General features: G+C 68.7%; 27 protein-coding genes. 12 read left to right on the top strand and 15 right to left on the bottom strand.

Features of this window, described 5'->3' with window-relative positions; all coding sequences use genetic code 11:
- Positions 1-127: 127 nt before the first annotated feature.
- The 5 genes from FHW79_RS07855 (at position 128) to FHW79_RS07875 (ending at position 5,085) form a co-directional block, all read left to right on the top strand.
- Complete coding sequence (locus tag FHW79_RS07855) at positions 128-1,039, top strand: chorismate mutase (RefSeq protein WP_183178400.1); 912 nt, start codon at positions 128-130, stop codon at positions 1,037-1,039.
- Positions 1,040-1,063: 24 nt separating this feature from the next.
- Positions 1,064-2,158, top strand: a complete 1,095-nt coding sequence (gene hisC / locus FHW79_RS07860; protein WP_137140740.1) for a histidinol-phosphate transaminase — start codon at positions 1,064-1,066, stop codon at positions 2,156-2,158.
- A 164-nt stretch (positions 2,159-2,322) separates the two neighbouring features.
- A complete protein-coding gene (locus FHW79_RS07865; RefSeq protein WP_183178401.1) occupies positions 2,323-3,216 on the top strand; it encodes a prephenate/arogenate dehydrogenase family protein in 894 nt (297 codons plus the stop codon).
- Between the two features lie 193 nt (positions 3,217-3,409).
- Positions 3,410-4,426 carry a sulfate ABC transporter substrate-binding protein gene (locus FHW79_RS07870; protein ID WP_183178402.1) on the top strand — a complete coding sequence of 339 codons (1,017 nt, stop codon included), beginning with the start codon at positions 3,410-3,412 and terminating at the stop codon, positions 4,424-4,426.
- Positions 4,427-4,473: 47 nt separating this feature from the next.
- Entirely contained in the window at positions 4,474-5,085 is a 612-nt protein-coding gene (locus FHW79_RS07875) for a cupin domain-containing protein (RefSeq protein WP_183178403.1), read from the top strand.
- 23 nt (positions 5,086-5,108) lie between these two features.
- Here FHW79_RS07875 and FHW79_RS07880 read toward each other — a convergent pair whose 3' ends face one another.
- Positions 5,109-6,065 carry a hydrogen peroxide-inducible genes activator gene (locus FHW79_RS07880; RefSeq protein WP_183178404.1) on the bottom strand — a complete coding sequence of 319 codons (957 nt, stop codon included), beginning with the start codon at positions 6,063-6,065 and terminating at the stop codon, positions 5,109-5,111.
- A 222-nt stretch (positions 6,066-6,287) separates the two neighbouring features.
- On the opposite strand from FHW79_RS07880, the gene ahpC reads away from it, so the two are divergent.
- Together ahpC and ahpF are read left to right on the top strand one after the other, a co-directional pair.
- Positions 6,288-6,851, top strand: a complete 564-nt coding sequence (gene ahpC, locus FHW79_RS07885; RefSeq protein WP_014198402.1) for an alkyl hydroperoxide reductase subunit C — start codon at positions 6,288-6,290, stop codon at positions 6,849-6,851.
- Positions 6,852-7,083: 232 nt separating this feature from the next.
- Positions 7,084-8,664: an alkyl hydroperoxide reductase subunit F gene (gene ahpF / locus FHW79_RS07890; protein WP_183178405.1), complete on the top strand. Its 1,581-nt coding sequence runs from the start codon at positions 7,084-7,086 to the stop codon at positions 8,662-8,664.
- 125 nt (positions 8,665-8,789) lie between these two features.
- On the opposite strand, the gene FHW79_RS07895 is transcribed toward ahpF, so the two are convergent.
- The 7 genes from FHW79_RS07895 to FHW79_RS07925 all read right to left on the bottom strand — a co-directional run bounded on the left by FHW79_RS07895 (position 8,790) and on the right by FHW79_RS07925 (position 16,245).
- The gene (locus FHW79_RS07895; protein ID WP_183178406.1) at positions 8,790-11,066 is read right to left on the bottom strand and encodes a xanthine dehydrogenase family protein molybdopterin-binding subunit; all 2,277 of its coding nucleotides are present in this window, start codon (positions 11,064-11,066) and stop codon (positions 8,790-8,792) included.
- Positions 11,063-12,061, bottom strand: coding sequence for a xanthine dehydrogenase family protein subunit M (locus FHW79_RS07900; RefSeq protein WP_183178407.1), 999 nt, complete (start codon positions 12,059-12,061; stop codon positions 11,063-11,065). Before FHW79_RS07900 ends, FHW79_RS07895 begins: the two co-directional genes overlap by 4 nt.
- Positions 12,058-12,594, bottom strand: coding sequence for a (2Fe-2S)-binding protein (locus FHW79_RS07905; RefSeq protein ID WP_183178408.1), 537 nt, complete (start codon positions 12,592-12,594; stop codon positions 12,058-12,060). The genes FHW79_RS07900 and FHW79_RS07905 overlap by 4 nt, the downstream gene beginning before the upstream one ends.
- Positions 12,595-12,773: 179 nt before the next feature.
- Positions 12,774-14,387, bottom strand: a complete 1,614-nt coding sequence (locus FHW79_RS07910; protein ID WP_183178409.1) for a hypothetical protein — start codon at positions 14,385-14,387, stop codon at positions 12,774-12,776.
- A 216-nt stretch (positions 14,388-14,603) separates the two neighbouring features.
- Positions 14,604-15,257, bottom strand: coding sequence for a metal-dependent hydrolase (locus FHW79_RS07915; RefSeq protein WP_183178410.1), 654 nt, complete (start codon positions 15,255-15,257; stop codon positions 14,604-14,606).
- A 215-nt stretch (positions 15,258-15,472) separates the two neighbouring features.
- The gene (locus FHW79_RS07920; protein ID WP_114857400.1) at positions 15,473-15,892 is read right to left on the bottom strand and encodes a hypothetical protein; all 420 of its coding nucleotides are present in this window, start codon (positions 15,890-15,892) and stop codon (positions 15,473-15,475) included.
- A 53-nt stretch (positions 15,893-15,945) separates the two neighbouring features.
- On the bottom strand, positions 15,946-16,245 hold the full coding sequence (locus FHW79_RS07925) for a cupin domain-containing protein (RefSeq protein WP_183178411.1): 300 nt from the start codon (positions 16,243-16,245) through the stop codon (positions 15,946-15,948).
- A gap of 244 nt (positions 16,246-16,489) precedes the next feature.
- Between FHW79_RS07925 and FHW79_RS07930 the strand changes: the two genes are divergently transcribed.
- Positions 16,490-18,373, top strand: a complete 1,884-nt coding sequence (locus tag FHW79_RS07930; protein WP_183178412.1) for a DEAD/DEAH box helicase family protein — start codon at positions 16,490-16,492, stop codon at positions 18,371-18,373.
- 90 nt (positions 18,374-18,463) lie between these two features.
- Positions 18,464-18,847 carry a response regulator gene (locus FHW79_RS07935; RefSeq protein ID WP_183178413.1) on the top strand — a complete coding sequence of 128 codons (384 nt, stop codon included), beginning with the start codon at positions 18,464-18,466 and terminating at the stop codon, positions 18,845-18,847.
- Positions 18,848-18,858: 11 nt separating this feature from the next.
- Here FHW79_RS07935 and plsY read toward each other — a convergent pair whose 3' ends face one another.
- The 6 genes from plsY to FHW79_RS07965 are packed head-to-tail and all read right to left on the bottom strand — an operon-like array spanning position 18,859 to position 23,660.
- Complete coding sequence (gene plsY / locus FHW79_RS07940; RefSeq protein ID WP_183178414.1) at positions 18,859-19,452, bottom strand: glycerol-3-phosphate 1-O-acyltransferase PlsY; 594 nt, start codon at positions 19,450-19,452, stop codon at positions 18,859-18,861.
- Between the two features lie 4 nt (positions 19,453-19,456).
- Complete coding sequence (gene pyrC, locus FHW79_RS07945) at positions 19,457-20,764, bottom strand: dihydroorotase (RefSeq protein ID WP_183178415.1); 1,308 nt, start codon at positions 20,762-20,764, stop codon at positions 19,457-19,459.
- Entirely contained in the window at positions 20,757-21,719 is a 963-nt protein-coding gene (locus FHW79_RS07950) for an aspartate carbamoyltransferase catalytic subunit (RefSeq protein WP_183178416.1), read from the bottom strand. Before FHW79_RS07950 ends, pyrC begins: the two co-directional genes overlap by 8 nt.
- Before the next feature lie 55 nt (positions 21,720-21,774).
- A complete protein-coding gene (locus tag FHW79_RS07955) occupies positions 21,775-22,308 on the bottom strand; it encodes a hypothetical protein (RefSeq protein WP_247884229.1) in 534 nt (177 codons plus the stop codon).
- Positions 22,308-22,664 carry a DUF6152 family protein gene (locus tag FHW79_RS07960; protein WP_183178417.1) on the bottom strand — a complete coding sequence of 119 codons (357 nt, stop codon included), beginning with the start codon at positions 22,662-22,664 and terminating at the stop codon, positions 22,308-22,310. Before FHW79_RS07960 ends, FHW79_RS07955 begins: the two co-directional genes overlap by 1 nt.
- A gap of 30 nt (positions 22,665-22,694) precedes the next feature.
- Positions 22,695-23,660: a transcriptional regulator GcvA gene (locus tag FHW79_RS07965; RefSeq protein ID WP_183178418.1), complete on the bottom strand. Its 966-nt coding sequence runs from the start codon at positions 23,658-23,660 to the stop codon at positions 22,695-22,697.
- A gap of 167 nt (positions 23,661-23,827) precedes the next feature.
- Here FHW79_RS07965 and FHW79_RS07970 point away from each other — a divergent pair, with 167 nt between their 5' ends.
- From FHW79_RS07970 to FHW79_RS07980, 3 genes are all read left to right on the top strand, one after another.
- On the top strand, positions 23,828-24,070 hold the full coding sequence (locus FHW79_RS07970) for a DUF1127 domain-containing protein (protein WP_183178419.1): 243 nt from the start codon (positions 23,828-23,830) through the stop codon (positions 24,068-24,070).
- 136 nt (positions 24,071-24,206) lie between these two features.
- A complete protein-coding gene (locus FHW79_RS07975) occupies positions 24,207-24,623 on the top strand; it encodes a GFA family protein (RefSeq protein WP_183178420.1) in 417 nt (138 codons plus the stop codon).
- 146 nt (positions 24,624-24,769) lie between these two features.
- The gene (locus FHW79_RS07980) at positions 24,770-25,516 is read left to right on the top strand and encodes a class I SAM-dependent methyltransferase (RefSeq protein ID WP_183178421.1); all 747 of its coding nucleotides are present in this window, start codon (positions 24,770-24,772) and stop codon (positions 25,514-25,516) included.
- 456 nt (positions 25,517-25,972) lie between these two features.
- Here FHW79_RS07980 and FHW79_RS07985 read toward each other — a convergent pair whose 3' ends face one another.
- A complete protein-coding gene (locus FHW79_RS07985) occupies positions 25,973-26,902 on the bottom strand; it encodes an AEC family transporter (protein ID WP_183178422.1) in 930 nt (309 codons plus the stop codon).
- Positions 26,903-26,907 lie beyond the last annotated feature (5 nt).

Consider the following 26,907-nt stretch of genomic DNA (forward strand, 5'->3'; position numbering starts at 1 on the left):
GAAAAACGGGAGTTCATAGCTACGGATCGGCGGTTGGGAGTGTCAACGTTTTCTTTGATTTCGCGGCGCCTGCGGACTACTACTATCCGGCTTTGGATTCGCCCTGGATTTGACGGTTTCCCGCCCCATGCCTCCGCCCAAGTCCCCGCTCGACGATCTGCGCCGCGAGATCGATCACATCGACGATACGATCCACGACCTGCTGATGCGCCGCGCGGCGGTGGTGGAGCGCGTCGGTGTCGTGAAAAGCCAGATCGAGGCCGCGGAAGGTCAGGTCAGCGGGAATCCCCAGACCCCGATCTACCTGCGCCCGGCGCGCGAGGCGGTCATCCTGCGCCGCCTGATGGCGCGCCACGCCGGCTCCTTCCCGGCGATGGCCGTCACCCGCATGTGGCGGGAGATGATCACCGCCTTCACCCGGCTCCAGGGTCCCTTCGCCGTCGCGGTCTACGCACCGGAGGACCGCCGTGGATTCTGGGACGTGGCCCGAGACCATTTCGGCAGCGTCGTCCCGATGACCGCCGTCAACACCCCCGCTGCGGCCATCCGTGCGGTGTCGGAGGGCACGGCCACCGTCGGCGTCGTTCCCTACCCGGCGGAAGACGACGCGGACCCCTGGTGGCGCTTCCTGGTGTCGTCCGATGCGCGCACGCCGCGCGTGGTGGCGCGGCTGCCCTTCGCCGGGCGCGGCAACGCCCGCGGCGAGGACCGCGACGCGCTGGCCATCGCGCTGGTCCCGCACGAACCGACCGGGGACGACCGCACCCTCCTGGGGATCGAGCTGGGGCAGGACCTCAGCCGCGGCCGGCTCAAGGATCATCTGGAGACGAGCGGCCTCGCCCCGACCTATTTTTGCACCTGGCACGCCCGCGACCCGTCCGGACCGTCGATCCATCTGGTCGAGATCGCCGACTTCGTCGACCACACCGATCCGCGCCTGACCGCCTTCGCCGGCCGGCTGGGCGACATCCCGGTGCGGATCAACATCGTGGGCGGCTACGCCGTCCCGCTCCATCTCTCCACCTCGTCTTTCCAATAATGCCCGCAAGGTCTGAGACCTGACATGACCCAGCCGAACAACGGCCCGGCGCCCCGCCCGGGGATTCTCGACATCGCCCCCTACGTCGGCGGCGAGCATGCGGGGCACATCCGCCTCGCCTCCAATGAAGGCGCGCTCGGCCCCAGCCCGCGCGCCGTGGAGGCCTACAAGGCCGCCGCGGGCGAGCTGCACCGCTACCCGGACGGCGGCTCCGCCAAGCTGCGCAAGGCCATCGCCGAGCGCTTCGGCCTGGACGCCGACCGCGTGGTCTGCGGCGCCGGTTCCGACGAGCTGATCGCCCTGCTGATCCGCGCCTATGCCGGGCCGGGCGACGAGGTGCTGTACTCGCAGCACGGCTTCCTGATGTACCCGATCGGCGCCAAGTCGGTCGGCGCCACGCCGGTCCAGGCGCCGGAGACGAACCTGACCACCGATGTGGATTCGCTGCTGGCCCACGTCACGCCGCGCACCCGGCTGGTCTTCGTCGCCAACCCGAACAACCCGACCGGCACCTACATCACCGCCGACGAGATGGCCCGCCTGCACGCCGGCCTGCCGGAGAACGCCATCCTGGTCATCGACGCGGCCTACGCCGAGTACATGAACCACAACGACTATTCGGCGGGGCAGGAGCTGGTTGACCGCTTCCCCAACGTGGTGATGACCCGCACCTTCTCGAAGATCTTCGCGCTGGGCTCGGTCCGGCTGGGCTGGGCCTATTGCCCGGCGGGGATCGCCGACGTGCTGAACCGCGTGCGCGGTCCCTTCAACGTCTCCTCCGCGGCGCAGATCGCCGGGGTGGCGGCGCTGGAGGACACCGAGTTCCTGGAGCGCTCGCGCAGCCACAACACCGAGTGGCGGGAGTGGTTCGTCCAGCAGGTTCACGGGCTCGGCCTGAAGACCCATCCCAGCGTGACGAACTTCGTCCTGGTCGACTTCGCCGGCCAGACCGCCGGCAAGGACGACGCCGAGGCGGCGCGCCTGTTCCTGAAGGGCCGCGGCATCCTGGTCCGCCAGATGCCCGCCTACGGCCTGCCGAGCTGCCTGCGCGTCACCATCGGCACGGAGGCCGAGATGCGCGAGGTGGTGCGGGCGCTGAAGGACTTCCTGGCGGCGTAACGGGGCCGTCGGATCGAGCGGAAACAGGCCGGGCCTCGCGCCCGGCCTTTTCGTTTCTGCCGTTGCAAGCGTCCGGCCGACCAAAGTTTCGCTTGGTCGGGGGGCGCCTTGGTGCTTTATAGCGGGGCGTTCTGCAACCCATCCGCAGCCGGTGCCTTGAGATCATGAGCGAGACCGCCACTCCCTTGTTCGACCGCGTCGCCATCGTCGGCGTGGGTCTGATCGGTTCGTCCCTGGCGCGGGCGCTCACGCATTACGGGGTGGCGCGTCAGGTCGTCTGCGCGGACCGCAGCCCGGAGCATTGCGCCAAGGCGATGGAACTGGGCATCGTCGAGCGGGCCACCACCGATCTGGCGGACGCGCTGGAGGGTGCGGACGTGGTGGTCCTGGCGACTCCCGTCGGGGCTTTCGCCGAGGTGGGGGAGCAGCTCGGGCCGCTGCTGCGCCCCGGCATGATCGTGACGGACGTCGGCTCGGTGAAGCAGGCGGTGCTGCGCGACGTCGGGCCGCACATCCCGGACGGCGTGCATCTGATTCCCGGACACCCGGTGGCGGGCACCGAGCATTCGGGGCCGGAGGCCGGCTTCGCTACCCTGTTCCAGGGCCGCTGGTGCATCGTCACCCCGCCGCCCGGCGCCAACGAGGGCGCGGTGGACAAGGTGGTGACGATGTGGCGCCGCATCGGTTCCACCGTGGAACTGATGGACGCCAACCATCATGACCGCGTGCTGGCGATTACCTCGCACCTGCCGCACCTGATCGCCTACACCATCGTCGGCACGGCGTCCGACCTTGAGGACGACACCAAGTCCGAGGTCATCAAGTTCTCGGCCGGCGGCTTCCGCGACTTCACCCGCATCGCTGCCAGCGACCCGGTGATGTGGCGCGACGTGTTCCTGAACAACCGGGAAGCGGTCCTGGAAATCCTCCAGCGCTTTACCGAGGACCTGACAGCTCTCCAGCGCGCCATCCGCTGGGGCGAGGGGGAGCAGTTGCAGGACCATTTCACCAAGACCCGCGCCATCCGCCGCGGCATCATCGACGCCAAGCAAGCCTGACCGGTGCGGTTGCGTCGTTCGGCCGGCGTCGCCGTCCGACGTTCTTTTTTCACATTAAAATTTTGATAAATGATAATCGTGCATATGTGAATTACACACCAATCGGCAAAAGACGACTTGCCTGATAGGGATCGCCCGTGTTCAATAATCCCCGGGACCACGCCATCGACCGTCAGCCTGGGGAACACCGTTCATGCCGTCGCGCTTCAGCCAGAGCCTCATCGCCGTCGGGCTGGTGACCTTGGCCGCCCTGGCGACCGCCAGCGCCGCGAGCCGCAGCACGATCCTGAACGTCTCCTACGACCCGACGCGGGAGCTGTACGAGGAGTTCAATCCCGCCTTCGCCCGCACCTGGGCGGAGGCGTCGGGGGAGACGGTGGTCATCCACCAGTCGCACGGCGGATCGGGCGCACAGGCGCGCTCGGTCATCGACGGGCTGGACGCCGACGTGGTGACGCTGGCTCTGGGCTACGACGTGGACGCCATCGCCGACGCCGGGCTGATCGCGAAGGACTGGCGGACGCGTCTGCCGAACAACAGCTCCCCCTACACCTCCACCATTGTGTTCCTGGTCCGCAAGGGCAACCCGAAGCGGATCAAGGACTGGGACGATCTGGTGAAGCCGGACGTGGAGGTGGTCACCCCCAACCCGAAGACCTCGGGCGGGGCGCGCTGGAACTACCTCGCCGCCTGGGCTTACGCGCTGAAGGCGAACGGCGACGACGAGGCGAAGGCCAGGCAATTCGTCGCCGACCTTTACAAACACGTCCCGGTGCTGGACAGCGGCGCCCGCGGGGCCGCGCTGACCTTCACCCGCAAGGGCGTCGGCGACGTTCTGCTGGCCTGGGAGAACGAGGCTTTCCTGTCGCTCCAGGAGTTCGGCGCCGACCAGTTCGAGATCGTCGTGCCGTCCCTGTCCATCCTGACCGAGCCGCCGGTGGCCGTGGTGGACAGCGTGGTCGACCGCAAGGGCACCCGCAAGGTGGCCGAGGCCTATGTGCAATACCTCTACACCCGCGAGGGGCAGGAGATCGCCGCCCGGAATTTCTACCGGCCCCGCCATCCCGAGCTGGCGCGGCAGTACGCCGGGCGCTTTTCGCCGGTGGCGCTGGTGACCGTGGACGACGTCTTCGGCGGCTGGCAAAAGGCCCAGGCGACCCATTTCGCGGAGGGCGCCCTGTTCGACCAGATCCAGGCGGCGCCCCGCTGACTTTCAGGAATTGAGCACGCAGTGATGGAACGGGAGGGCCAAACACCATGAGCACGACATCGACCCCCCGGAGCACGGACTCCCGGACGGCGGACGGCGACGCCAACCCGCTGAACGGCGTGATCGCCGAGAACATCCGCAATTTCCGGCTCCGCCAGGGGTTGTCCGTCGACGCGCTCGCCAAGCTGTCGGGCAACAGCCGGGCCGAACTGACGGCGGTCGAGGCGGGGCGGGGACCGTCCAGCATCGATTTCCTGTGGACCATCGCCCGCGCGCTCGACGTGCCTTTCTCCAGCCTGCTCAGCAGCGGGGGCAGCGGCGGGACCACGGTGATCCGGCGGGCGGACAGCCGCCCGCTGGCCTCGCGCGACGGGCGGTTCAGCTCGCGGGCGCTGTTCCCCTTCCGCGGCGAACGGCAGGTGGAGTTCTACGAGCTGCGCCTCGCCCCCGGCACCGACGAGCGGGCCGACGCCCACACCATCGGCACAGTTGAGAACATCCTGGTCGGGAGCGGCGTGGTCGAGATCGAGACCGGCGACGGGGCCCACCGGCTGGAGGAGGGCGACACGATCCAGTTCGACGCCGACGCCCCCCACGCCTACCGCAATGTGGGCGATGGCGAAGCGCTGTTGTATCTCGTGATGACCTACGTGCTCTGATTCCGGCGTTCTCTGGCCCTGGATCAGGCGGCGGTCCGCACGTTGGCGTCGCCGTTGGCGGGGGCCTGCGGCCCGCTGTCGCGGGACATCTCCGTCTTCAGGGCGGCGGCGAGCTGCCGGAAGGTTTCCTTGCGGCCGGAGGTGCGGCGCCAGACCAGCCCGATCCGGCGAAAGGGACGCTCCCCGCCCAGCGGGCGGACCACCACATCCAAACCGCGCAGAATCCCCGAGTCGAGCGCCATCTGCGGCAGCAGCGTCACTCCCAGCCCGTTGGCGACCATCTGGACCAGCGTGTGCAGGCTGGTGCCCTGGAACGTGGCGCTTTGCCGCGCCCCCTCCATGGAGCAGGCGGCCAGCGCGTGGTCGCGCAGGCAGTGTCCGTCCTCCAGCAGCAGCAGATCGTCCAGCGCTACGTCGGACGGGCGAGGCGTCGTGACGTCGCTCAGCCGATGCTCGGGCGTGCAGACCACGGAAAAGCGGTCTTCGGCAATGTCGATCGATTCCACGTCGCCGGAGGGGTAGGGCAGGGCCAGGATGGCCGCGTCCAGCTCTCCCGACTCCAGTCGGTCGAGCAGCCGGGCGGTCTGGTCCTCGCGCAGGAACAGCTTCAGCTTGGGGAAGCTGTCGCGCAGCGCCGGCATCACGCGGGGGATCAGGAAGGGACCGATGGTCGGGATCACGCCCAGATGGAGCGGCCCGGACATCGGGTCCTCCACCGAGCGGGCCATGTCCACCAGCTCCTCCGCCCCCTTCAGGACGATCCGGGCACGGTCGGCGATCTCGCGGCCCAGCGGGGTGGGCAGGACGGTGCGCCGCGTGCGTTCCAGCAACGGCGCGCCCAGCAGATTCTCCAATTCCTGGATGCCGGCGCTGAGCGTGGACTGGCTGACGAGGCACGCCTCCGCCGCCTTGCCGAAATGGCAGCGATCGACGACGGCGACGAGGTAGTGGAGCTGGCGCAAGGTGGGGAGGGGCTTCATGCACTGCACAATAATCGGTTTTATCGATCAAAGCGATTGGTATTTTTCGCTTCCATCGCTGACCCATTGCCCCTAACTTCCCTGGTGTCAAGCGACCAACGAGGGGGGAGCAGACTTCCGGCAGGGATGCCGCGGCACCGGTGGCCCATATGGGAAACGGTGCCAGGCTGGCAGGACACCGGAGTGACGCTTGCTCCAATCATTCAGACTGATGGAGAAATCATGTCCTTGATCAACACCGAGATTAAGCCGTTCAAGGCGACCGCTTTCAAGGGCGGCAAGTTCATCGACGTCAGCGACGCCGACCTGAAGGGCAAGTGGTCGGTCGTCTTCTTCTACCCGGCGGACTTCACCTTCGTGTGCCCGACCGAGCTGGAAGACCTGGCCGATAACTACAGCGAGTTCCAGAAGCTCGGCGTTGAGATCTACAGCGTTTCGACCGACACCCACTTCTGCCACAAGGCCTGGCACGACACCTCGCCGGCCATCGGCAAGATCGCCTACACCATGGTCGGCGACCCGACCGGCACGATCTGCCGCAACTTCGAGATCCTGATCGAGGAGAAGGGCCTCGCCGACCGCGGCACCTTCGTCGTCGACCCGGACGGCAAGATCCAGATCATCGAGATCACCGCCGGCGGCATCGGCCGCGACGCCCGCGAGCTGCTCCGCAAGGTGAAGGCCGCCCAGTACGTCGCCTCGCACCCGGGCGAGGTCTGCCCGGCCAAGTGGGAAGAGGGTGAGAAGACGCTCGCCCCGTCGCTCGACCTCGTCGGCAAGATCTAAGCCTCCCCGGCTTGATCCTCTGGGATCCGTCCGGCCGCAACCGCGGCCGGACGGATCGGCCGCGGCCACGCCGGCCGCGGCGCCACGGCTTCGGGCCCGGATCGATTCCGGGCCCGGATCACGAGTGGCCTTCATCCGTTCAAAAAAAGTCTGTTCAAAGACACTCTGCTGCCCGGACCCGCCCTGGCGCCACCGGGCTCGCTTCGAAAAACCACTTTCGGGAGCCCTCGCCGTGTTGGATAGCAACGTCAAAGGCCAGCTCAAGGCCTATTTCGACAAGATCACGCAGCCCATCGAACTGGCCGCCTCCCTGGACGACGGCGCCAAATCGCAAGAGATGCTGGCTCTGCTGCAGGATATCGCGTCCCTGTCGGACAAGATCACCTTCGTCCGCACCGACGACGACGCGCGCAAGCCCTCCTTCGCGATCAAGCGCACCGGCACCGACATCGGCGTCCGCTTTGCCGGCCTGCCGATGGGTCACGAATTCAATTCCCTCATCCTCGCCCTGCTGCAGGTCGGCGGCCACCCCTCCAAGGAGTCGGCGGAGGTCATCGAGCAGGTGAAGGCGCTGGAGGGTGAGTACAGCTTCGAGACCTACTTCTCGCTGTCCTGCCAGAACTGCCCCGACGTGGTGCAGGCCCTGAACCTGATGAGCGTTCTGAACCCGCGGATCAAGCATGTCGCCATCGACGGCGCGCTGTTCCAGCAGGAGGTCGAATCGCGCAAGATCATGGCCGTCCCGTCCATCTTCCTGAACGGCGAGCCGTTCGGCCAGGGCCGCATGGGGCTGGAGCAGATTCTCGCCAAGATCGACACCGGCGCCTCGCAGCGCGACGCGGAGAAGATCAAGGCCAAGGACGCCTTCGACGTTCTGGTGATCGGCGGCGGCCCGGCCGGCGCCGCGGCGGCGATCTACGCGGCCCGCAAGGGCATCCGCACCGGCGTCGCGGCGGAGCGCTTCGGCGGTCAGGTCCTCGACACTATGGCCATCGAGAACTTCATCTCCGTCTCCCACACCGAGGGGCCGAAGCTGGCCACCGCGCTGGAGCAGCACGTCAAGGAGTATGAGGTCGACGTGATGAACCTGCAGCGGGCGGAGAAGCTGATCCCCGCCGAAGGTCCGGGCGGCCTGATCGAGGTCCAGCTCGCCAATGGCGCCTCGCTGAAGTCGAAGACGGTGATCCTGTCGACCGGCGCCCGCTGGCGCCAGATGGGCGTCCCCGGCGAGGACGAGTACCGCAACAAGGGCGTGGCCTACTGCCCGCACTGCGACGGCCCGCTGTTCAAGGGCAAGCGCGTGGCGGTGATCGGCGGCGGCAACTCCGGCGTCGAGGCGGCCATCGATCTGGCCGGCATCGTCGCCGAGGTGACGCTGATCGAGTTCGACAGCCAGCTCCGCGCCGACGAGGTGCTCCAGCGCAAGCTGCGCAGCCTGCCCAACGTGCGCGTCATCACCTCGGGCCTGACCACCGAGGTGCATGGCGACGGCACCAAGGTGACCGGCCTCAGCTACAAGAACCGCAACACCGGCGAGGTGCACCGCATCGACCTGGAAGGCATCTTCGTGCAGATCGGCCTCGTGCCCAACACCGAGTGGCTGAAGGGCTCGGTGGCGCTGAGCCCGCGCGGCGAGATCGAGGTGGACGCCCGCGGCCAGACCTCCATCCCCGGCGTGTTCGCCGCGGGTGACGCGACCACGGTGCCCTACAAGCAGATCGTCATCGCCATGGGCGAGGGCTCGAAGGCCGCCCTGTCGGCCTTCGACTATCTGATCCGCATGGCGCCGGTCGAGGCCGTCGCGGCGGCGTAAGGGGGCGTAGTCGTGTTGGGCCCCCACCCAACCCTCCCCCGCTCTCGCAGGGGAGGGCTTTTCTCCTCCCCCTGCGCAGCGGGGGGAGGCCGGGAGGGGGGCCCGTCGCGACCCACCCACCCTCGTCAGCGAAGCCCCGCCAGCACCTTGTCCAGCGTGATCGGGAAATCGCGCACGCGCACGCCGGTCGCGTGATGGATCGCGTTGGCGATGGCGGCGGGAACGCCGACGATGCCGATCTCACCGACCCCCTTGGCGCCCAGGGCGTTGACCATGTCGTCATGCTCGTCGACGAACAGCACGTCGATCTCCGGCACGTCGGCGTTCACCGGGACATGGTATTCCGCGTAATCGTGGTTCATCACGCGACCCAGCCGGTGGTCGGTGAAGGCCTCCTCCTCCAGCCCCATGCCGATGCCCCAGACCACGGCGCCCTGAATCTGGCTGCGCGCCGTCTTCGGGTTGATGATGCGTCCGGCGGCGATGGCGCTGACCACGCGCGATACCCGGATGGTGCCGAGATCCTCGTCCACCCGGACCTCCACGAAGACCGCGGAATGGGTGGCGAAGGTGTGCCGCGCCCGCGCCAGCAGATAGGGCAGGGCGCGCGCCTCCTCCTCGATGCTCAAGGTGCCGGAGCCGCGCATCGCGTCGGTGATGGACAGCCGCCGCGACCGGTCGTCCCGGACGATCAGATGGCCGTCGGCAAAGAGAACGTCTTCCTCCGCCACGCCCGTCAGCGGGCTGTCGTCCAGCTTGCGGGCCAGCGTGACGAGCTGTGAGCGCACCCGGTCGCACACCGCCTTCACCGCCGACCCGACGGTGGAGACGGTCCAGGACCCGCCCTCGATGGGCGCGGTGGGAAGCGAGGAATCGCCGAGGCAGAAGGTCACGTCGTCGATCGGCAGGCCCAGCACGTCGGCGGCGATCTGCGTCATGACGGTGTAGGTGCCGGTGCCGATGTCGGCGGTGGCGCTCGACACCACCAGCTTGCCGTCCACCCCCAGCACCGCCTTGGCGGCGGCCTGACCCTGCATGGCGTCCCACACGCCCGCCGCCATGCCCCAGCCGATCAGTTCGCGCCCGTCGCGCATGGAGCGCGGCGCAGGGCTGCGCTTGGCCCAGCCGAAGCGCTCCGCCCCCTGCTGGAAGCAGCCCCGCAGCTCCTTGCTGGAAAAGGGATTGCCGGTGTTCGGATCGGTCTCGGCGTAGTTCTTCAGGCGAAGCTCCAGCGGGTCCATGCCGAGCTTGCAGGCCAGCTCGTCCATGGCGATCTCCAGCGCCGGGACGCCGGTCGCGGCCCCCGGCGCACGCTGGTCCAGCGGCGTGTGCACGTCCAGCCGCGTCAGCTTGTAGTCCAGCCGGACGTTGTCGCACTTGTACTGCTGGCCCGACCAGTTGACGACGATCTCCACATAGTTTTCGTTCCGCGAGCTTTCCTGCACCGCCTCGTGGATCAGCGCCCGCAGCGTGCCGTCGCGGTCGGCACCCAGCGCCACCCGCTGGATGGTTTCGGGCCGGTGGCCGAAGCTGAACATCTGCGGGCGCGACAGCTCCACCCGGATCGAGCGTTTCAACTGCGTCGCCGCCAGCATGGCCATGAAGAGCTGATGCTGTGGCCGCAAGCCGGAGCCGAAGGCGCCGCCGACGAAGGGCGACATCACCCGCACCGCGGATTTGGCCAAGCCGAAGACGTTGCAGACGTAGGTGTGGCAGTTCTGCGCGCCCTGGGTCTTGTCGTGCACGGTCAGCGTGCCGTCGTCGTGGTGCAGGACGGTGGTGGCGTGCATCTCCATGGGGTTGTGGTATTCCGCCGCCTGGGTGAACTCCGCGTCCACCTGGACGGGCGACTCCAGGAAGGCCTGTTCCGGGTTGCCGCGCGGCTTCGGCGGGGGCTGGAAACCGCCCTTGTCCTTGCCGGGGGTGAAGCTGTTCGCGCGGTTGGCGCGCAGGTCGGTCTGGTGGGGGGCCGCCTCATACTCGATGTGGACGAGGCGGGCGGCGTAGCGGGCCAGTTCGAAGCTCTCGGCGATCACCAGCGCCACCGGCTGGAGCGCGTGGTGGATCTCCGCGTCGTAGAGCGGGCGGAAGGGTGCCCCCTTAGGCGCGTCGTCGTCCTTCCATTTGCGGTCGAACCAGGCGAGGCTCGGCCGGTTCTCGTGGGTGAAGACGTGGATGACGCCGGGCAGGGCCAACGCCGCCGCCGTGTCGATGCGGGTGATCCGCCCGCGCGTGATGGCGCTGGAGACGATGTAGCCGTGGGCGAGGTCCGGCAAGGTGAACTCGGCGGCGTAATGGGCGTTGCCGGTCACCTTCTTGCGCCCGTCCACCCGGCTGACGGGCTTGCCGATGGGGCCGTTGGGCGCCGTCAGGAAGCCGGGGATGCTGGGAATGGCGATCATGGGCGGGGCGCTCCCTTGCGCTCTGCGGCTTCGGTCAGGGCGCGGACGATGGCGCGCTCGGCCAGTTCGATCTTGAAGCTGTTGTGCTCGTGCCCCTTGGCGTCGCGCAGCAGCACGCGCGCGGCGGCGCGGAACCGGTCGGGCGTGGCGGGCTTCCCGACGAGGGCGGCTTCCGCCTCCGGGTCGCGCCAGGGCTTGTGGGCGACGCCGCCCAGCGCCAGACGGGCGTCGCGGACGGTGCCGCCATCCAGTTCCAGCCCTGCCGCCACCGACACCAGCGCGAAGGCGTAGGAGGCGCGGTCGCGGATTTTCAGGTAGGTGGAGTGCTCGGCGAAGCCCTTGGCCGGCAGGTCGATGGCCGTGACGAGGTCGCCCGGCCGCAGAACCGTGTCGATCTCCGGCCGGTCGCCGGGCAGGCGGTGGAAGTCGGCGAAGGGAATGCTGCGCTCGCCGTCCGGTCCGGTCACCTGGACCACCGCGTCGAGCGCCGCCAACGCGACGCAGAGGTCGGAGGGGTGGACGGCGATGCACCGGTCGCTGGCGCCCAGGATGGCGTGGATGCGGTTCACCCCGCCGATCGCGCCGCAGCCCGACCCCGGCTCCCGCTTGTTGCAGGGAGTCGCCGTGTCGTAGAAATAGTAGCAGCGGGTCCGCTGCAGCAGGTTGCCGCCGTTGGTCGCCATGTTGCGGAGCTGAGCCGAGGCTCCCGCGAGAATCGCCTTGGACAGCATGGGGTAGCGGGTCTGCACGCGCTCGTCGTAGGCGGTGTCGGCGTTGCGGGCCAGCGCGCCCAGCCGCAGTCCGCCCTCCGCCGTCTCCTCAATCCGGTCCAGCGGCAGGCGCGAGATGTCGACCAGCCCTTCGGGACGCAGCACGTCGGCCTTCATCAGGTCGAGCAGGTTGGTCCCCCCGGCGACGAAGGCGGTTCCGGAGGCGCCGGCCCGCCCGACCGCGTCCGCCGCGCTGGCGGCGCGGGCATAGGTGAAGGATCTCATGGCGCGCCCTCCGCCTTCGGGGCGGCGGTGGCCATCGCCTGCCGGATCGCCGCGACGATGTTGGGATAGGCCCCGCAGCGGCAGAGGTTGCCGCTCATCAGCTCGCGGATCTCGTCGTCTGTGCTGGCCTTGCCCTCGGCGATCAGCCCGGCGGCGGAACAGATCTGGCCCGGCGTGCAATAGCCGCACTGGAAGGCGTCATGCTCGATAAAGGCCTCCTGGAGCGGGTGGAGCGCGTCGCCGGTGGTCAGCCCCTCGATGGTGGTGACCTTGCGGCCGTCCTGCATCGCCGCCAGCGTCAGGCAGGAATTGATGCGCCGCCCGTCCACAAGCACGGTGCAGGCCCCGCACTGCCCATGGTCGCAGCCCTTCTTGGTGCCGGTCAGGTCGAGATGCAGGCGCAGCGCGTCCAGCAGCGTCGTCCAGGGGGCGAGGTGGAGCGTCCGCTCGACCCCGTTGACGTTCAGCGTGACGGGAATCGGTGTGGGGGGAGGGGCGGGGGCCGGGCGCAGGCTGGCCTTGAGCTGTGCCATGGAGACTCCGGATCTGCGGGGGAGCGCCGGCCGCCGCCATCACAAAAGGCTGCGCCGACTTCACATGTCCGGACAACAGGAGGCTGGCACCGCCGTTCCGCTGTCGAAATGAACACGCCGGGAACGCGGAATCCCGCATCCCGGTCACAGGCTGGAAATTGGGTTTCGGCGGCCCGCCGCTACTTCTTCGCGGTCCCGGCGATGCCGGACTTCTCCGCGGCGTCCAGCAGGGTGACGACCTCCGGGGCGACCCACCAGCGGCAGCGCTTGCGCTCGTCGCTGGACACGGCGATGACGCGGTCGATCAGGCGGGTTTCGGCAGCGCCGAACGTCTTCTGCTGCCGCAGCGCCGCCTCGATCACCCCGGCCAGCGCGATGTCGAGCGCGGTGATCTCGATGGGGTAGCTCAGCATGTTCGCCAGATCGGCGAGTTGGCCGAGCGTCCGCAGCCCTTCCGCGGCGCCGGTGGAGGACAGGCGGCGGAAGACCGTGGCGACGTGGTTGCCGTCCTCGGCCCGCCACGGCTTGCCCGACGACACGATGCCACGCCGCGCCAGCTGCGCCTGGAACTCGTTGACGAAGCGCACGCGCTCCATCAGCGGGTCGAGCACGCTGTGCATGGTCAGCGCCTCGATCCGCCGCGCCAGGACGGGGGCGAGATCCTCGTGAACGGCGTTGCTCAGCTCGCGGAACGCCTGATGGACCATGTTGCGTTCGCGGTCGGTGGTGTCCAGTTCCAGCGCGTGGACGGCGTCGTACCAAGCCAGGAAATGCTGGAGCTGGGCGGAGGGATGGTCGCGGTCGTCCACCGCATCCGCCACCAGCAGCCCCGGCTTGCTGAGGAAGCTGCCGGTCAGCGTCGCCTTCAGCGCCTCCGCGGCGACCAGAAGGCGGCCGATGATGGCGTCCTTGGCCACGGCGACGGGGAAGGCTTCGAACAGGCGGGTCGCCAGGGCGGCGTCGTCGCGCCGGTGCAGGCCGGCCACCGCGAACATGGCCGCCCCCTCGCGCGTGCAGTCGCCGCGGCGCACCATCTCCCGCGCCAGACGCACCGGGTCGCCGTGCAGCATCGACGGCAGGGGCTGGTCCGCCCAGGCGGGGGCCGCCAGAAGGATGGTTTCCATCCGCTCCAGCTCCGCACGGGCGACGCCCTCGCGCTGGCGCACGCCGTGGCGTTTCAACATCTGCGCGCGGAAGCCCGACACCTCGGCCAGGAAGGCGGCCGCCTCCGCCGGCGTGGCGCGCAGGCGGGCCAGAACGGCGAGGCTGCGCTGCCGCAGCTCGTCGGCCCAGCTCTGCGCCTCGGCGGAAGCGAAGATCTCGTTCAGCGGCTGGTCCTTGGCGAGCCGGGCCACCGTTTCCTGCACGCGGCCGACCAGCGGTTCCATGCGCGGAGCCAGGGCGAACCACCAGGCGCTGACGTCCGCCAGATGCAGGGCGCCGGCCAGCCGGACCCCGCTGGTCAGCAGGGAATCGTCGCGCAGGATCAGGGCGTCGAACAGGCCGGTCCAGACGCGGCGCGCGTGCTCGGACCGCCGCCCGTTCAGCATGGTGACCAGCATCTGGGCGACGGGCTCGGCCATGTCCTCCAGATACCCGTCACGGATCATCTTGTAGAGCTGGAGCTTCTGACCATGGTCCAGCGGGGCCAGCATGTCGGACACACGCTTCAGGCTCTTGTCCTGTCCGCCGGGCAGGTCGGGAAGGGCGAAGTGGAGCGGAAGTGCCGTCGCCGCATCGGGCGGCACGCCGTCGGCCGCCTGCATCTCTTTCGACATCCGGAGCTTTGCCATGGTCGGATCCGTCCGCATCGATGCGTGTGGAAATTCAATCTAAGATCGATTGGATATGGTTGTTAGAATATGCCTAAAAAGCCTAACGAATCGCTAAGCGGTGACAAAGACAGATTTTCGCGACCTCTATGACGAAATGTAACAAGCTTGACGAAACGGAAAGCAAAGATGAGTCGTTGACCGTTACATTTAGAACACAACCCAAGCGGTCATTCGTCATCCCTTCAGCGGGCGGCTCCGTCCGGGCTCGGCGGGCTTCCGTGCCGGGATGGGCGGCGCGCTGCGCTCCCGCCCTTCCTCCCCAAGGAATCCTTGCGCCGCGACGACGGCGGAGCGCCACGGGCGGTCCATTGCCATCCAGTTTTCAAAGGGCAGGCGGTCGAGAGGCAGGCCCGGCCAGGACGCGGAAAACAGGCCGGAGATCATCCAGCCGGCCAGCAGCGTGACCGCCAATTGCTCCGAGAATCCGCCGGTCTTCAGGATGGGCAGCGCGAAGTTGCGCCGCCGCTTGATCGGCCACAGCAGCGGCAATCCCGCCGGGGTCAGCAGGTCGCCCGCCAAATGGGTCAGATAGCCGATCAGGAAGGGCAGGATCAGGTGCGAATAGTCCGCGTACTCGTGCAGAACCCACAGGCACCCCACGATGGCCAGCGTGGAATGGGTGACGCCGCGATGCCCGAAAACGGCGGAGATCACGTTCGACAGGGGCCGCATCAACTGGCCGAGCGTCGATTTGGGATGGTCGATGTCCGGCGCCAAAGACCCGATCACCGCCGCCCCGAACGCCACCACGTCGAAGGGCAGGCCGAAGCGCGCCGAGGCGTAGAACCACGCCGCCCCGCCGACGATCATGTGGGAAGAGGCCATCATGGGCGGTCACCGCGGAACGAGCGATGAGGCACAGGGCGTCAGAACGCGCGAAGGCTGTGCCTGGGTGACGGCCACTCTGTCGGATGCTCCCGGATTCCTGGTTCCTAACACTAGGACAGAAGTCGCGCCCATACAATCCCGGCCTGATCAAGAGGGATTCCGAAATGACATGGCGCCCATGCGTTCACGCCAGATTCGGTAGGGCAGGGGTGCCGTCAGCCCGCCGGGCCGCGGCTGCAGGTGGCGCCGATGGCGCGCAGGGCGTTGCGCACCCGCCCGACGCTCTCGCGGTCCGGCAGGCTGTACCAGGTGATGGTCAGGGCGACCGGTGCCGCGCGGCGCAGGCCGTGCACGTCGCCGGGCGCGGCCTCGACGACGCGGCCCTGGCTGCCGACGAACCAGCGCCAGCGCTGGCCCTCTCCATCGGCCAGTGATTGCCAGACCTCGCGGGAGTCCCGGTAATAGGCCCCGCCCCCGGCGTCCGCCGCGTCGGCGTAGAGGTAAAGCGGGTTCTCCGGCGACAGGGAGAGCAGCAAATGCTGGACGGACCGCGGCCCGCCGGTGCGGATGACGGCGTCGGGAAGCGGCTCATCGCCGTCCTGGCCATAGTCGAACATGGTGGAGCCGCGGTGCATCGGTCGATCGGATCGGGCCTGGGGGATCAGGTTTGGAGGGGCAGGTTTGGGGGTTAGCCGGGCTGAAGGAATTCGACCTCGACGAAGACGATGTCGCTGTCGCCGTCGTTGATGACGTTGTGGCTGACGCCTGCCTTGCGGAAGTAGGAGCGGCCCGGCTCCAGCGGGAATTGACGGGCGTTGCCGTCCGGATCGACGATGGTGAAGGCGCCGGCCGTCACCGGAACGATCACATAGTCGAAGCCGTGCACATGGGCGCCGGTCTCCGCCCCCGGAACAAGGCGCCATTCGGTGACGCGGGTGCGCTCGTTCTCGACATGCTGGGTGGAAACCGCCTGCGGACGCGTGCTCATGTTCTGGTACCCTCCTTGCTTTCTCGTTGGGGTCTTTTCAAAAGAACAATTCGTGTACCACGAAGCCCAAGCCGCGCACAGACCGAAGCGCATCCGACACATTCCCTTCGGACTCCTTTGGCGAACGCCCCCCTCCTTTGAGGGATGTCTACCTACGATTGAATCCGTGACCCGGCGACTCCCCGCAGCTTAGCCTTGCCGGTTCGTACCGCGCAAAACCGTCAGGGAGGGGCGTCAAGCCGGCATGCCAGCGTTGAGGAGCCACCAGACCATGGTCGCCGGCGTCGCTGCGGCCATCGCGCAGCGGCAGACGGACGTGAGGGACGTGCTGGCCGCGGTGACGCCGGGTGGGGGCAAATCGCTGCTGCCGGTGATCATGGGGGCGGCGCTGATGCGCGCCGGGCTGATCGACCGCATCTGCTGGATCGTGCCGCGCGACAGCCTGCGCCGGCAGGCGGAAGAGGCCTTCGCCGATCCGCGCTGGCGCGAGGCGCTCGGCCACGGGATCGCGCTGCGGGCTGCGGAGAACGGGCGCGATCCCTGCCGTGGCCTCCAGGGCTACGTTACCACCTATCAGGCGGTCGCCGCGGCCCCGGACCTGCATCTGCAGGAGTTCCGCCGCCACCGCTACCTGCTGGCCGTGGACGAGTTGCACCACCTGCCCGCCGTCGCCGACACCGGAACGGCGGCCACGGCGGAGGACGAGACGGCCTGGAGCCGCTCCATCCTGCCGCTGCTGGAAAGCGCCGCCGCCCGGCTGCTGATGAGCGGCACGCTGGAGCGGGCGGACGGGCGCCCCATCCTGTGGCTGCCCTACCGCGCGCCGACGGGGGTGCGGCGGATGCGCGAGATCGATTTCAAGGCGCCGGGCTGGGCCATCGTCGGCTATTCGCGGCGGCAGGCGCTGGCCGAGAAGGCGATCCTGCCGGTGACCTTCGGCGCGATGGACGGCACCGCGACATGGCTGGACGCGGAGCGCACGACGCGCAGCGTCGACGCGCTGTCCCGCGCCGGGGAGAACACCCGCGACGCCCTGTTCACCGCGCTGCGCACCGGCTTCGCCCAGGCCATGCTGCGCGAAGCCTACCGCTCCTGCCGCGAGCACCGGGCGAAGCGGCGCGCGGCGGGGACCGGTTCCGGGCATGAGGGTGCCGGGCTGGGCAAGCTTTTGGTGATCGCGCCGGACCAGGAGACCGCCCGCAACTACCTCGACACGCTGCGCGGCTGGATGCCCGGCGCCCAGGCGGCGCGGATGGCCCAGATCGCCATTTCCGAACGGCGCGACGCGCAGGAGGTGGTGGCCGCCTTCCGCCTGCGCCCCGAACCCGCCGTGCTGGTGTCCGTTGCCATGGCCTATGAGGGGCTGGACGCGCCGGCCATCTCGCACGTCGCCTGCCTGACCCACATCCGTTCCCGCCCCTGGCTGGAGCAGGCCATCGCGCGGGCCACCCGCGTCGATCCCCACGCCGGCGCCTACGAGCAGCAGCGGGCGGTGATCTACCATCCCTCCGACATGATGTTCGAGCGCTTCCGCCAGATGGTGGAGACCCAGCAGGGCACGCGGGCCATGGTGAAGACGCGGCGTCAGCACGAACTGCCCTTCGAGCGTACGGTGGAGGCGGAGCCGGAGATCATCCCGCTGGAATCCAACGCGACGGCCCTGCGCTTCGCCGTGGTCGCTCCCGGCCCCGATTTCGGCAACCCGTCGCCGGGGCGGGACGCCGCCGACCGACCGCCGGCGACCTCCCCGGCGAAGGACGGGGTGCAGGTGCCGAGCGCGGTGGAGCACCATCTGCGCCAGCGCATTGGCCAGATCGTGGCGGCCCAGGTGATCGAGGACCAGGACAACAACCTCGTCGCCGAGGGGCCGGTCAGCTACCACACCTACAACGCCGTGCTGAAGCGCTGCATGAACAAGGCGCGGTCGGAGATGACGCTGTCGGAGCTGGAGGCGGCCCTCGGCTGGCTGGAGCGCAACCGCATCTCCGATCACCTGCACCTGATCGCCGACGACCCGCAATACCGCTGGTCCAGCCGCCGCAAGGCCCGTGGGGCGGGGTCGGTTACCGCCTTCTCGAAACCGGCCCGCCGGACGCCGCCCCCTGGAACGGGAAAGCCGGTGTCCTAAATAACACACGCCGCCACACTTTTTTTCAGGAGCGAAGACGCCCGCCTTCGTAGAATGTGTCGGCCCGTTCGCCACCCGTGGAGGTTACCGGTGCGTTTTGCGAGGACGCTTAACATTCTTCTCGTGGAGGATGACTCGCTCACCGCCATGGCGCTGGGCCGCATGCTGGAGATGGCCCAGTGCACGGTCACCACCGTGACGGATGGGGAAGCCGGGTTGAGCGCCCTGGTCGAGGGCGCTTTCGACGCCGTGATCACCGATCTGGTCATGCCCCGGCTGGGCGGCGAGGCGATGATCCGGCAGGTGCGTCTGAACCGGCCTGACCTGCCCATCGTTGTCCTGTCCGCCTCGCCGCCCGAGGACGGAATCCCCGGCCTTCAGGACGGGGAAGGCGGACCGCTGGTGATCCTGAGGAAGCCCGTCCTGGCGGGGGAACTGCTGACGGCGATGGATCAGGTGTTCCTGAAGGCCTGAACGGGCGTAGATCAGGCCTTCTTCTTGCCGAAGCTGATCTTCGGTTCCTTACCCTTCAGCAGGCGCTGGATGTTCGCGGAATGGCGGATGGCGACCAGCACGGCGATGAACAGGCACAGCCCCGCCACCAGCGGGCCGCCGAAGATCCAGCCGAAGATCGGGCTGAGGCCCAGCGCGGTCAGGGCGGACAACGACGAGATCTTGAACAGGAAGGCCATGGCGAGCCACGTCGCGCAGGCGATCACGCCGACCGGCCAGGACACGGCCAGCAGCACGCCGAGCGCGGTCGCCACGCCCTTGCCGCCCTTGAAGCCGAGCCAGACCGGGAAGCTGTGGCCCAGCATGGCGCCGCCCGCCGCGAAGACCGCCGCCTCCGGCCCCGCCCAGGCCAGGGCGAGCAGGGCGGCGATGGCGCCCTTGCCGCTGTCCAGGATCAGGGTGGCGGCGGCCAGCGGCTTGTTGCCGGTGCGCAGCACGTTGGTGGCGCCGATGTTGCCGGACCCGATCTTGCGGATGTCGCCCAGACCGGCCAGCCGCGTCAGCACCAGCCCGAAGGGGATCGAGCCCAGCAGATAGCCCAGCAGGGCCGAGACAAGCAGGGTCACCGCGTCAGCCCTCGAACTGCCAGACGGTGCGCCCGTCCACCACGGTGCGCAGCGGACGGCCCTGGACGGGGCGGTCCTCGAAGGGGCTGTTCTTCGACTTCGACTTGAAGGCGGTCACGTCCACCTTCCACGGCACCTCCAGGTCGAAGGCGATCAGGTCGGCGGGCGCCCCCTTGGCGATGCGGCCGAGCGGCAGGCCGAGGAGTTCGGCCGGCTTCACGGTCACGCAGGCCAGCGCCTTCAGCAACGGCATGGCGCCCTTGTGCACCAGCTCCAGCGTCAGTGGGAACAGCGTCTCCAACCCGATCACGCCGCAGGCGGCCTGGGCGAAGGGCAGGCGCTTCTGGTCCTGGTCCTGCGGCGTGTGGTCCGACGCGATGGCGTCGATGGTGCCGTCGGCCAGACCCTCGACGATGGCGCGCCGGTCCATCTCGCCGCGCAGCGGCGGCGAGACCTTGGCGAAGGTGCGGTAGTCGCCGACGTCCGTCTCGGTCAGGGCGAAGTAATGCGGGGCGGTGTCGCAGGTGACCTTGAGCCCGCGCGCCTTGGCGCGGCGGATCAGGTCCACCGACTCGCCCGTCGTGACGTGGGCGAAGTGCAGCCGGCCGCCGGAGAGTTCGAGCAGGCGCAGGTCGCGCTCGATCATGATGATCTCGGCTTCCCGCGGGATGCCGACGAGGCCGAGGCGGGTGGCCCGCTCGCCCGAATTCATCATGCCGCCGCTGGCGAGGCTCGGCTCCTCCGGATGCTGGACGATCAGCTTGTCGAAGGTGCGGGCGTAGCTGAGCGCGCGGCGCATCGCCTTGGCGCTGGCGATCGCCTTGGTGCCGTCGGTGAAGGCCACGGCCCCGGCGCGGGACAGCAGGCCCATCTCGGTGATCTCGTTGCCTTCGGTCCCGCGGGTCGCGGCGGCGTAGGCGAAGACCTTGACCAGACGCACCTCGCGGGCGCGCCGGGCGATGAACTCCAGGCTCGCCACCTCGTCGGTCACCGGGTCGGTGTTGGGCAGCAGGACCACGGCGGTGATGCCGCCGGCCACCGCGGCGCGCGACGCGCTCTTGATGGTGTCCTTTTCCTCCTCGCCGGGCTCGCCGATGAGGACGCGCATGTCGACGAGGCCGGGGGCGAGGCACTGGCCCTGGAGGTCCACGACCTCGATCCCCTCCGGCACGCCGTCGGCGAACAGCGACGGGCCGAAGTCGGCGATCTTCGCGCCTTCGGTCAGCAGGTCGCCCCGCTGGTCCAGGCCGCTGGCGGGGTCGAGCAGGCGGGCGTTGCGGTAGGCGACACGGGGCGCGTTGGAATTAGACATCGTTCCCCCGGCGGTCGCGGGTGAGAAGGTCGAGCACGGCCATGCGGACGGCCACGCCCAGCTCCACCTGATCGAGGATCATGGAGCGCTTGAGGTCGTCGGCGACCTCCGAGTCGATCTCGACGCCGCGGTTCATCGGGCCGGGATGCATGACCACCGCGTGCGGCTTCGCCACCGCCAGCTTCTCGTAGTCGAGGCCGTAGAAGTAGAAGTATTCGCGGGTCGAGGGGACGTACTGGCCGCTCATCCGCTCCGTCTGGAGGCGCAGCATCATCACCACGTCGGCGTCCTTCAGGCCGGTCGCCATGGAGTGGTGGACCTCGACGCCCAGCCGGTCGATCTGCGAGGGGATCAGCGTCGGCGGCGCCACGACGCGGACGCGAGCGCCCATGGCGTTCAGCAGGTGGATGTTGGAGCGTGCGACGCGGCTGTGCAGGATGTCGCCGCAGATCGCCACGATCAGACCGTCCAGGCTGCCCAGGCGGCGGCGGATCGCCAGCGCGTCCAGGAGCCCCTGCGTCGGGTGCTCGTGGTGGCCGTCGCCGGCGTTGATGACCGAGCAGTTGACCTTGTCGGCCAGCAGCTTCACGGCTCCCGAATCGGCGTGGCGAACGACCAGCGCGTCGAGGTGCATGGCGTTCAACGTCATCGCCGTGTCGATCAGCGTTTCGCCCTTCTTCACCGAGCTGCCGTCCGACGACATGTTGATGACGTCGGCGCCGAGCCGCTTGCCGGCCAGCTCGAAGCTGGTGCGGGTGCGGGTCGAATTCTCGAAGAAGAGGTTGACGATCGTCCGCCCGTCGAGGAGAGACGACTTCTTCGAAGGCTGGCGGTTCTGCTCGACGTAGCCGTCGGCGAGGTCGAGGATGGTGGTGATCTCGCCTGCCGTCAGCCCCTCGATGCCAAGGAGGTGGCGGTGCGGGAAAACCGTCGTGGAATGGGGCGATCCGGTCATGGGCCGCGACTATAGGAGCGGTCCCGGACGCCCGCAAGCGCGCCCTATGTCCTTTTTAAAGGTAGGCGATGAGCCGACCGCAGGCCAGGACGCCGACCCACAGCGCGAGCGAGGCGGCGCCGGCAAAACGCGCTCCCGGCGGGGGCCGGTCCGACAGGCTCCAGTCCGCCATCCGACGCCCGGCAAGCCGGTGGAAGGCCAAAATGTTCAGCAGGGCCAGCCCGATCAGCGCCAGCTTTGCCAGGAAAGCCGGGTTGCCGGCCAGCGCCGTCGCCTCCGTGGTGAAGAGAAGGAGGCCGGTGGGGATCGCCAGAGCGAAGCCGGCCATCGACACGGGAAGCAGAAGGCGCGCCAGGGCGTCCGCCGGCAGCAGCGGCGCACGAACGCCGATCAGACGCAGGTCAAAGGCCAGGATCGCCCCGACCAGAAGCGCGAATCCGAGAATGTGCGTGATCTCGACCAGCGGATAGAGCCAGACCGACTGGCGCAGCGATTCGCCGAGCCCGGACGTTTCCAGAGCGACGAGCCAGCCGGGGCCGGTGGGGGCGAGATCGTGGTCCATGCCGCGACCGGGCGCGGGGGCCGCCATCAGCGCAGCTCGATGGTTTTGTCGGCGGCGGTGATGCGCTCCGCCCGCAGCTCCGCCGGGTCGGACTTGGCAGGGTAGCCGACCACCGTCACGGTCTGGCCGGGCTTGATCGAATCGGCGGCCAAGCCGCGCGTGCTCATGCGGCTGGGCGGGGCGAGTACGACGTGCCAGAGCTTGCCGTCAACCTGGAGGTTCAGCATGGCGTGCGGGTTGTTGAAGGCGATCTGCTGCACGGTGCCGGTCAGCGTCATCTCCTGTCCCGACTCATAGCCGCCCCAGCCATGGTGGGCGGCCGCTGGCCATGCCAGCGAAGCGGACAGGAGGGCGGCGAGGGCGAGTGGGCGTGCGGGCGTCATGGCGCAACCTTTCCCCGGTCAGGCGTCTGTTCAGGCGTCTGGGGAAGAGGTTGTGGCGGACTCCGCCGCGGACAAGGCCCGGCTGTGCCCGACGTCCGGTTTGCGGGCGGGATCGCCGGCCGCCTCCTCGAACAGCCAGTCGCGGAACGCCTTGACCTTGGGGCGCGTGAAGTAATGGGGCGGGGCGGCGACGTAGTAGGCGTAGTTGCCCGGCAGATGGACGTCGAACAGCCGGACCAGCCGCCCGGCGGCGACGTCGTCCGCCACCAGGACGCCGCGCGCCAGTGCCACGCCGCCGCCCTCCGCCGCGACCTGGAGCAGCAGCGCCGAATCGTCGAAGCGCGGGCCGCGGGCGTGGTCGAGCCCGGCAATCCCGGCGGCCTCGCCCCAGGTGCCCCAGGTAATGAAGTAGTCGTCGTGGAGCAGCGTGTGGTGGCGTAGGTCCTCCGGGCAGCGCAGAGGGCGAGGGCCGTTGAGGAGCGAGGGGCTGCACACCGGGTAGATGTCCTCGGTCATCAGCCGTTCGCAGCGCAGGCCGGGCCAGTTGCCCGCGCCGAAGCGGATGCCGATGTCGACGTCCTGCTGGCTGAAGTCGACGAGTTGCGGGGTGGTGTGCAGCCGCACCTCCAGCTCCGGGTGGCGGGCCTGGAAGCGGCCGAGCCGCATGACCAGCCACTTCGCGGCGAAGCTGGGCATGGTGGAGATGGTCAGCGCGCCGGACCCGTCCATGCGGAACAGCCGCTCCGTCGCCTGAGACAGCGTGTCGAGCGCGTCGCGCACCGGCGGCAGATAGGATTGCCCGGTCTCGGTCAGGATCAGCGCGCGGTTCATCCGGCGGAACAGCGGCATGCCCAGCCATTCCTCCAGCCCCTTTATCTGATGGCTGACCGCCGCCTGGGTGACGTGAAGCTCCTCCGCCGCCTTGGTGAAGGACAGGTGGCGGGCGGCGGATTCGAAGGCGCGCAGGGCGTTCAGCGGCGGCAGGCGACGGGCCATGGAGCGACTCCGGGACGCGGGATTCGGATTAGTTTTCCTAATCCAAACTATGAGAAAGCGTCGTTTGTGCGCAAGGACCGGGTGGCTCATCCTCCAGTCACGGAACACAGTCGGCAATGTCGGGCGACAGGCCCCGACGGAGACCGGAGACAAGAGGAGACGCGGTCATGGCCCAGAGCATGAAGAGCGGCATGAGCGGCAGCATCGACACCCGCACCGACGCGCGGGAGCGGCCCGGCCAGGGCATCGGCGGGGCGCTGGTCGCCCTGTTCGACACGGTGGCGACCTGGAACGAGCGGCGGCGCCAGCGGCGCGCGCTGGAGGCCTTGCCCGACCATCTGTTGCAGGACATCGGCCTGTCCCGTGCCGACGCGGTGACCGAAGCCGACAAGCCCTTCTGGCAGGGCTGACCCCATGACGGACGGCGGGAGCGGGAGGGAGTCTCAGGGGCGACTGTTGCAGCCTGTGTGAAGACGGCCTTGCCCGCCGGACCAGCACGGAGCCCGGCAACCAGACGCCCTTTTGCGACCCGACGGAGGACGAGACATGAGCGATGGCGCGACGTTGACCGGTGGTTGCCTGTGCGGCGCCGTCCGGTACCAGGTGGCTGAGCAGCCCATGGGGGTGGTGAACTGCCATTGCGGTCAATGCCGGCGCTTCCACGGCCATTTCGGCGCTTACATCACCATTCCGCGCGAGACGGTGGCGGTGTCCGACGCCGACGGTGCCCTGTCCTGGTATCGCTCCTCGGCGAAGGCGCGGCGCGGGTTCTGCTCACGCTGCGGGTCGTCGCTGTTCTGGAGCGGCGACGAGTCCGACCTGCTCGACGTGGCCGCCGGCAGCCTGGACCAGCCGACCGGGCTCGCCACGCTGCGGCACATCCATGTGGCGGACAAGGCGGACTATTACATGATCGACGACGGGCTGGAGCGCTTTCCCCAGGGCGCTCCCGAGCCGCCTTAAGCCGTTGGACACGTCGTCGCAGGTCGTTGCTGCAGTTCGGGAGCCCGGCTGTGGGAAATAGAACCATGGTAACCTGACCCCACTCGGATATTCTCAGCCGGATTGTTCGGGTTGCAAAAGGAATTGCTCGCGTCATTGGGGGGGCCATGGACATTCCGCGGATCTTCAACATCACGGAAAGCGCCCATCGCATCCACAACCCGATCACACCCGAGAAGCTCGCCACGCTCGGCGCGGCGCTGCGCCTGGAAGCGGGGACGCGCGTGCTCGACCTCGGCAGCGGTTCGGGCGAGATGCTGTGCAGTTGGGCGCGCGATCACGGCATCGTTGGCACCGGCATCGACATGAGCCAGCTGTTCACCGCGCAGGCGAAACTGCGTGCGGTGGAACTCGGTGTCGCCGACCGGGTCGAGTTCATCCACGGCGATGCCGCGGGCTATGTGTCGGACGAGAAAGCCAGGGTGGCGGCCTGCGTCGGCGCCACCTGGATCGGCGGTGGCGTCGCCGGCACGATCGCCTTGCTGGAGCGTAGCCTGTGCGACGGCGGGATCACCCTCATCGGCGAACCTTTCTGGCGGCGCCTGCCGCCGACGGACGAAGTCGCCAAGGGGTGTCTTGCCAACGCGATCTCCGACTTCATGATGCTTCCGGACCTTCTCGCGTCCTTTCGCCGGCTCGGCTGCGACGTCGTTGAAATGGTGCTGGCCGACCAGGACGGTTGGGACCGCTACGAGGCGGCGAAGTGGCTCACCATGCGGCGGTGGCTCGACGCCAATCCCGACGACGAACTCGCGCCGGATGTCCGGGACAAGCTGACCTCGGAGCCCGAGCGCTATGCCACCTACACGCGTGATTGCCTGGGTTGGGGTGTGTTCGCGCTGATGAAGCGCTGACCGGCTGTCGTGTGTTTTTGAATTACGGGATGAGCCCCTGAAGAGTTCGGAGTATGTTTGCGGAACTCTCTTCGGCGTCATCATCCACACCGTTTGCGATGACTATGCCAACGACGCCGTGTCCATCCTTGCCGTTCGTTATGACGTAGGCGTTGGCCGCATTGCCCGGACTCCAACCGCCCACGCTGTCCAACGACGCACCGAGGGCCGAGGCCCTGATGTTGGACAGGGCGGTTTGAACGTTCGTGCCGCCCGTCTTCAAAACCACCAAAGACGCGGAGGCGGGGGCTTCCGTCGGTGTGGAGACCACTGCAGTGGTGGTGTTCCCTATGCCTTTTCCCTGGGCCACCGATGACTGTGTTTTGCTGTTGGCCAATGCAGGTGCAAAACCCTATTGAAAACCACCAGGGGTGGTTTTGCGGGGGCGCCTAACGAATCCTTTAAGGCGACGGGCCGTCAGCCCGCCAAGGCGACGACCAGCGGCAGCGTCGCGGCGGAGGCGAGAGTCTGGACGGTGATGATGCCGGCCACGAGAGCGTGGTCGCCGCCCATCTGGCGCGCCAGGACATAGGAACTGGCCGAACAGGGCAGGGCGTTGAACAGCACCGCGATGGTCAGCGGCAGCCCGTCCACCCCCAGCCACAGCCCGGCGAGCGCCGTTGCGGCGGGAACCAGAAGCAGCTTCAGGACGCTGGACAGCGCCACGCCAAGCCCGGCGCCGCGTGCCGCAGTGAGATCCAGACCGGCGCCGACCGAGAGCAGCCCCATGGGCAGGGCGGCCCGCGCCAGAATGGCCACCACATCCCCGACCACCGGAATGCGGCCGATCCCCACCAGGTTCAGGGTGGCGCCGATGGCGACGGCGATGATGATCGGGTTGCGCAGGATGCCGGCGGCGATCGCGCCGACGCCGCTGCGCTGCGGCGTGCCGTCCGACACGCGCCCATAGCGCACCATCGCCGTGACGCAGAGCAGATTGACCAGCGGCACCACCACGGCGATGCCCACCGCCGTCAGCGTCAGCCCGGCGGACCCATAGAGCGCGCTGGCCCCCGCCAGACCCACATAGGTGTTGGGCCGGATCGCCCCCTGGAAAATCGAGGTGAAGGCCGGACCGTCCAGCCCGATCGGGCGACGGATGGCGAGCGCCAGGGCGGCGCCGGCGAAAATCCCAGCCGCCATCGTTCCGCCCATCGACCCCATGGACAGCGCGCCCAGGTCGGTCCGCGTCAGCTCGTCCACGATCAGGCAGGGAAAGAACAACAGATAGGTCAGCCGGTCGAGCGACGGCCAGGCGGACTCGGGGATCACGGCGCGGCGGCGCAGCCCCTGTCCGAACAGGATCAGCAGGAAGATCGGGGCCAGCGCCCCGGCGATGGGCAGCATGGTGC

The organism is Azospirillum sp. OGB3 (genome assembly GCF_014192915.1).
Taxonomy (GTDB): Bacteria; Pseudomonadota; Alphaproteobacteria; order Azospirillales; family Azospirillaceae; genus Azospirillum.

Coding starts and splice junctions, on each gene's coding strand:
- FHW79_RS07970 (WP_183178419.1), top strand. CDS start 23,828: ATGGCCCAGAGCATGAAGAGCGGCATGAGCGGCAGCATCGACACCCGC.
- FHW79_RS07855 (WP_183178400.1), top strand. CDS start 128: ATGCCTCCGCCCAAGTCCCCGCTCGACGATCTGCGCCGCGAGATCGAT.
- pyrC (WP_183178415.1), bottom strand. CDS start 20,764: ATGTCTAATTCCAACGCGCCCCGTGTCGCCTACCGCAACGCCCGCCTG.
- FHW79_RS07895 (WP_183178406.1), bottom strand. CDS start 11,066: ATGATCGCCATTCCCAGCATCCCCGGCTTCCTGACGGCGCCCAACGGC.
- FHW79_RS07915 (WP_183178410.1), bottom strand. CDS start 15,257: ATGATGGCCTCTTCCCACATGATCGTCGGCGGGGCGGCGTGGTTCTAC.
- FHW79_RS07905 (WP_183178408.1), bottom strand. CDS start 12,594: ATGGCACAGCTCAAGGCCAGCCTGCGCCCGGCCCCCGCCCCTCCCCCC.
- FHW79_RS07965 (WP_183178418.1), bottom strand. CDS start 23,660: ATGGCCCGTCGCCTGCCGCCGCTGAACGCCCTGCGCGCCTTCGAATCC.
- FHW79_RS07875 (WP_183178403.1), top strand. CDS start 4,474: ATGAGCACGACATCGACCCCCCGGAGCACGGACTCCCGGACGGCGGAC.
- FHW79_RS07980 (WP_183178421.1), top strand. CDS start 24,770: ATGGACATTCCGCGGATCTTCAACATCACGGAAAGCGCCCATCGCATC.
- FHW79_RS07950 (WP_183178416.1), bottom strand. CDS start 21,719: ATGACCGGATCGCCCCATTCCACGACGGTTTTCCCGCACCGCCACCTC.
- FHW79_RS07930 (WP_183178412.1), top strand. CDS start 16,490: ATGCCAGCGTTGAGGAGCCACCAGACCATGGTCGCCGGCGTCGCTGCG.
- FHW79_RS07870 (WP_183178402.1), top strand. CDS start 3,410: ATGCCGTCGCGCTTCAGCCAGAGCCTCATCGCCGTCGGGCTGGTGACC.
- FHW79_RS07880 (WP_183178404.1), bottom strand. CDS start 6,065: ATGAAGCCCCTCCCCACCTTGCGCCAGCTCCACTACCTCGTCGCCGTC.
- FHW79_RS07920 (WP_114857400.1), bottom strand. CDS start 15,892: ATGCACCGCGGCTCCACCATGTTCGACTATGGCCAGGACGGCGATGAG.
- FHW79_RS07975 (WP_183178420.1), top strand. CDS start 24,207: ATGAGCGATGGCGCGACGTTGACCGGTGGTTGCCTGTGCGGCGCCGTC.
- FHW79_RS07910 (WP_183178409.1), bottom strand. CDS start 14,387: ATGGCAAAGCTCCGGATGTCGAAAGAGATGCAGGCGGCCGACGGCGTG.
- FHW79_RS07955 (WP_247884229.1), bottom strand. CDS start 22,308: ATGGCGGCCCCCGCGCCCGGTCGCGGCATGGACCACGATCTCGCCCCC.
- ahpC (WP_014198402.1), top strand. CDS start 6,288: ATGTCCTTGATCAACACCGAGATTAAGCCGTTCAAGGCGACCGCTTTC.
- FHW79_RS07865 (WP_183178401.1), top strand. CDS start 2,323: ATGAGCGAGACCGCCACTCCCTTGTTCGACCGCGTCGCCATCGTCGGC.
- FHW79_RS07900 (WP_183178407.1), bottom strand. CDS start 12,061: ATGAGATCCTTCACCTATGCCCGCGCCGCCAGCGCGGCGGACGCGGTC.
- FHW79_RS07960 (WP_183178417.1), bottom strand. CDS start 22,664: ATGACGCCCGCACGCCCACTCGCCCTCGCCGCCCTCCTGTCCGCTTCG.
- FHW79_RS07925 (WP_183178411.1), bottom strand. CDS start 16,245: ATGAGCACGCGTCCGCAGGCGGTTTCCACCCAGCATGTCGAGAACGAG.
- FHW79_RS07985 (WP_183178422.1), bottom strand. CDS start 26,902: ATGCTGCCCATCGCCGGGGCGCTGGCCCCGATCTTCCTGCTGATCCTG.
- hisC (WP_137140740.1), top strand. CDS start 1,064: ATGACCCAGCCGAACAACGGCCCGGCGCCCCGCCCGGGGATTCTCGAC.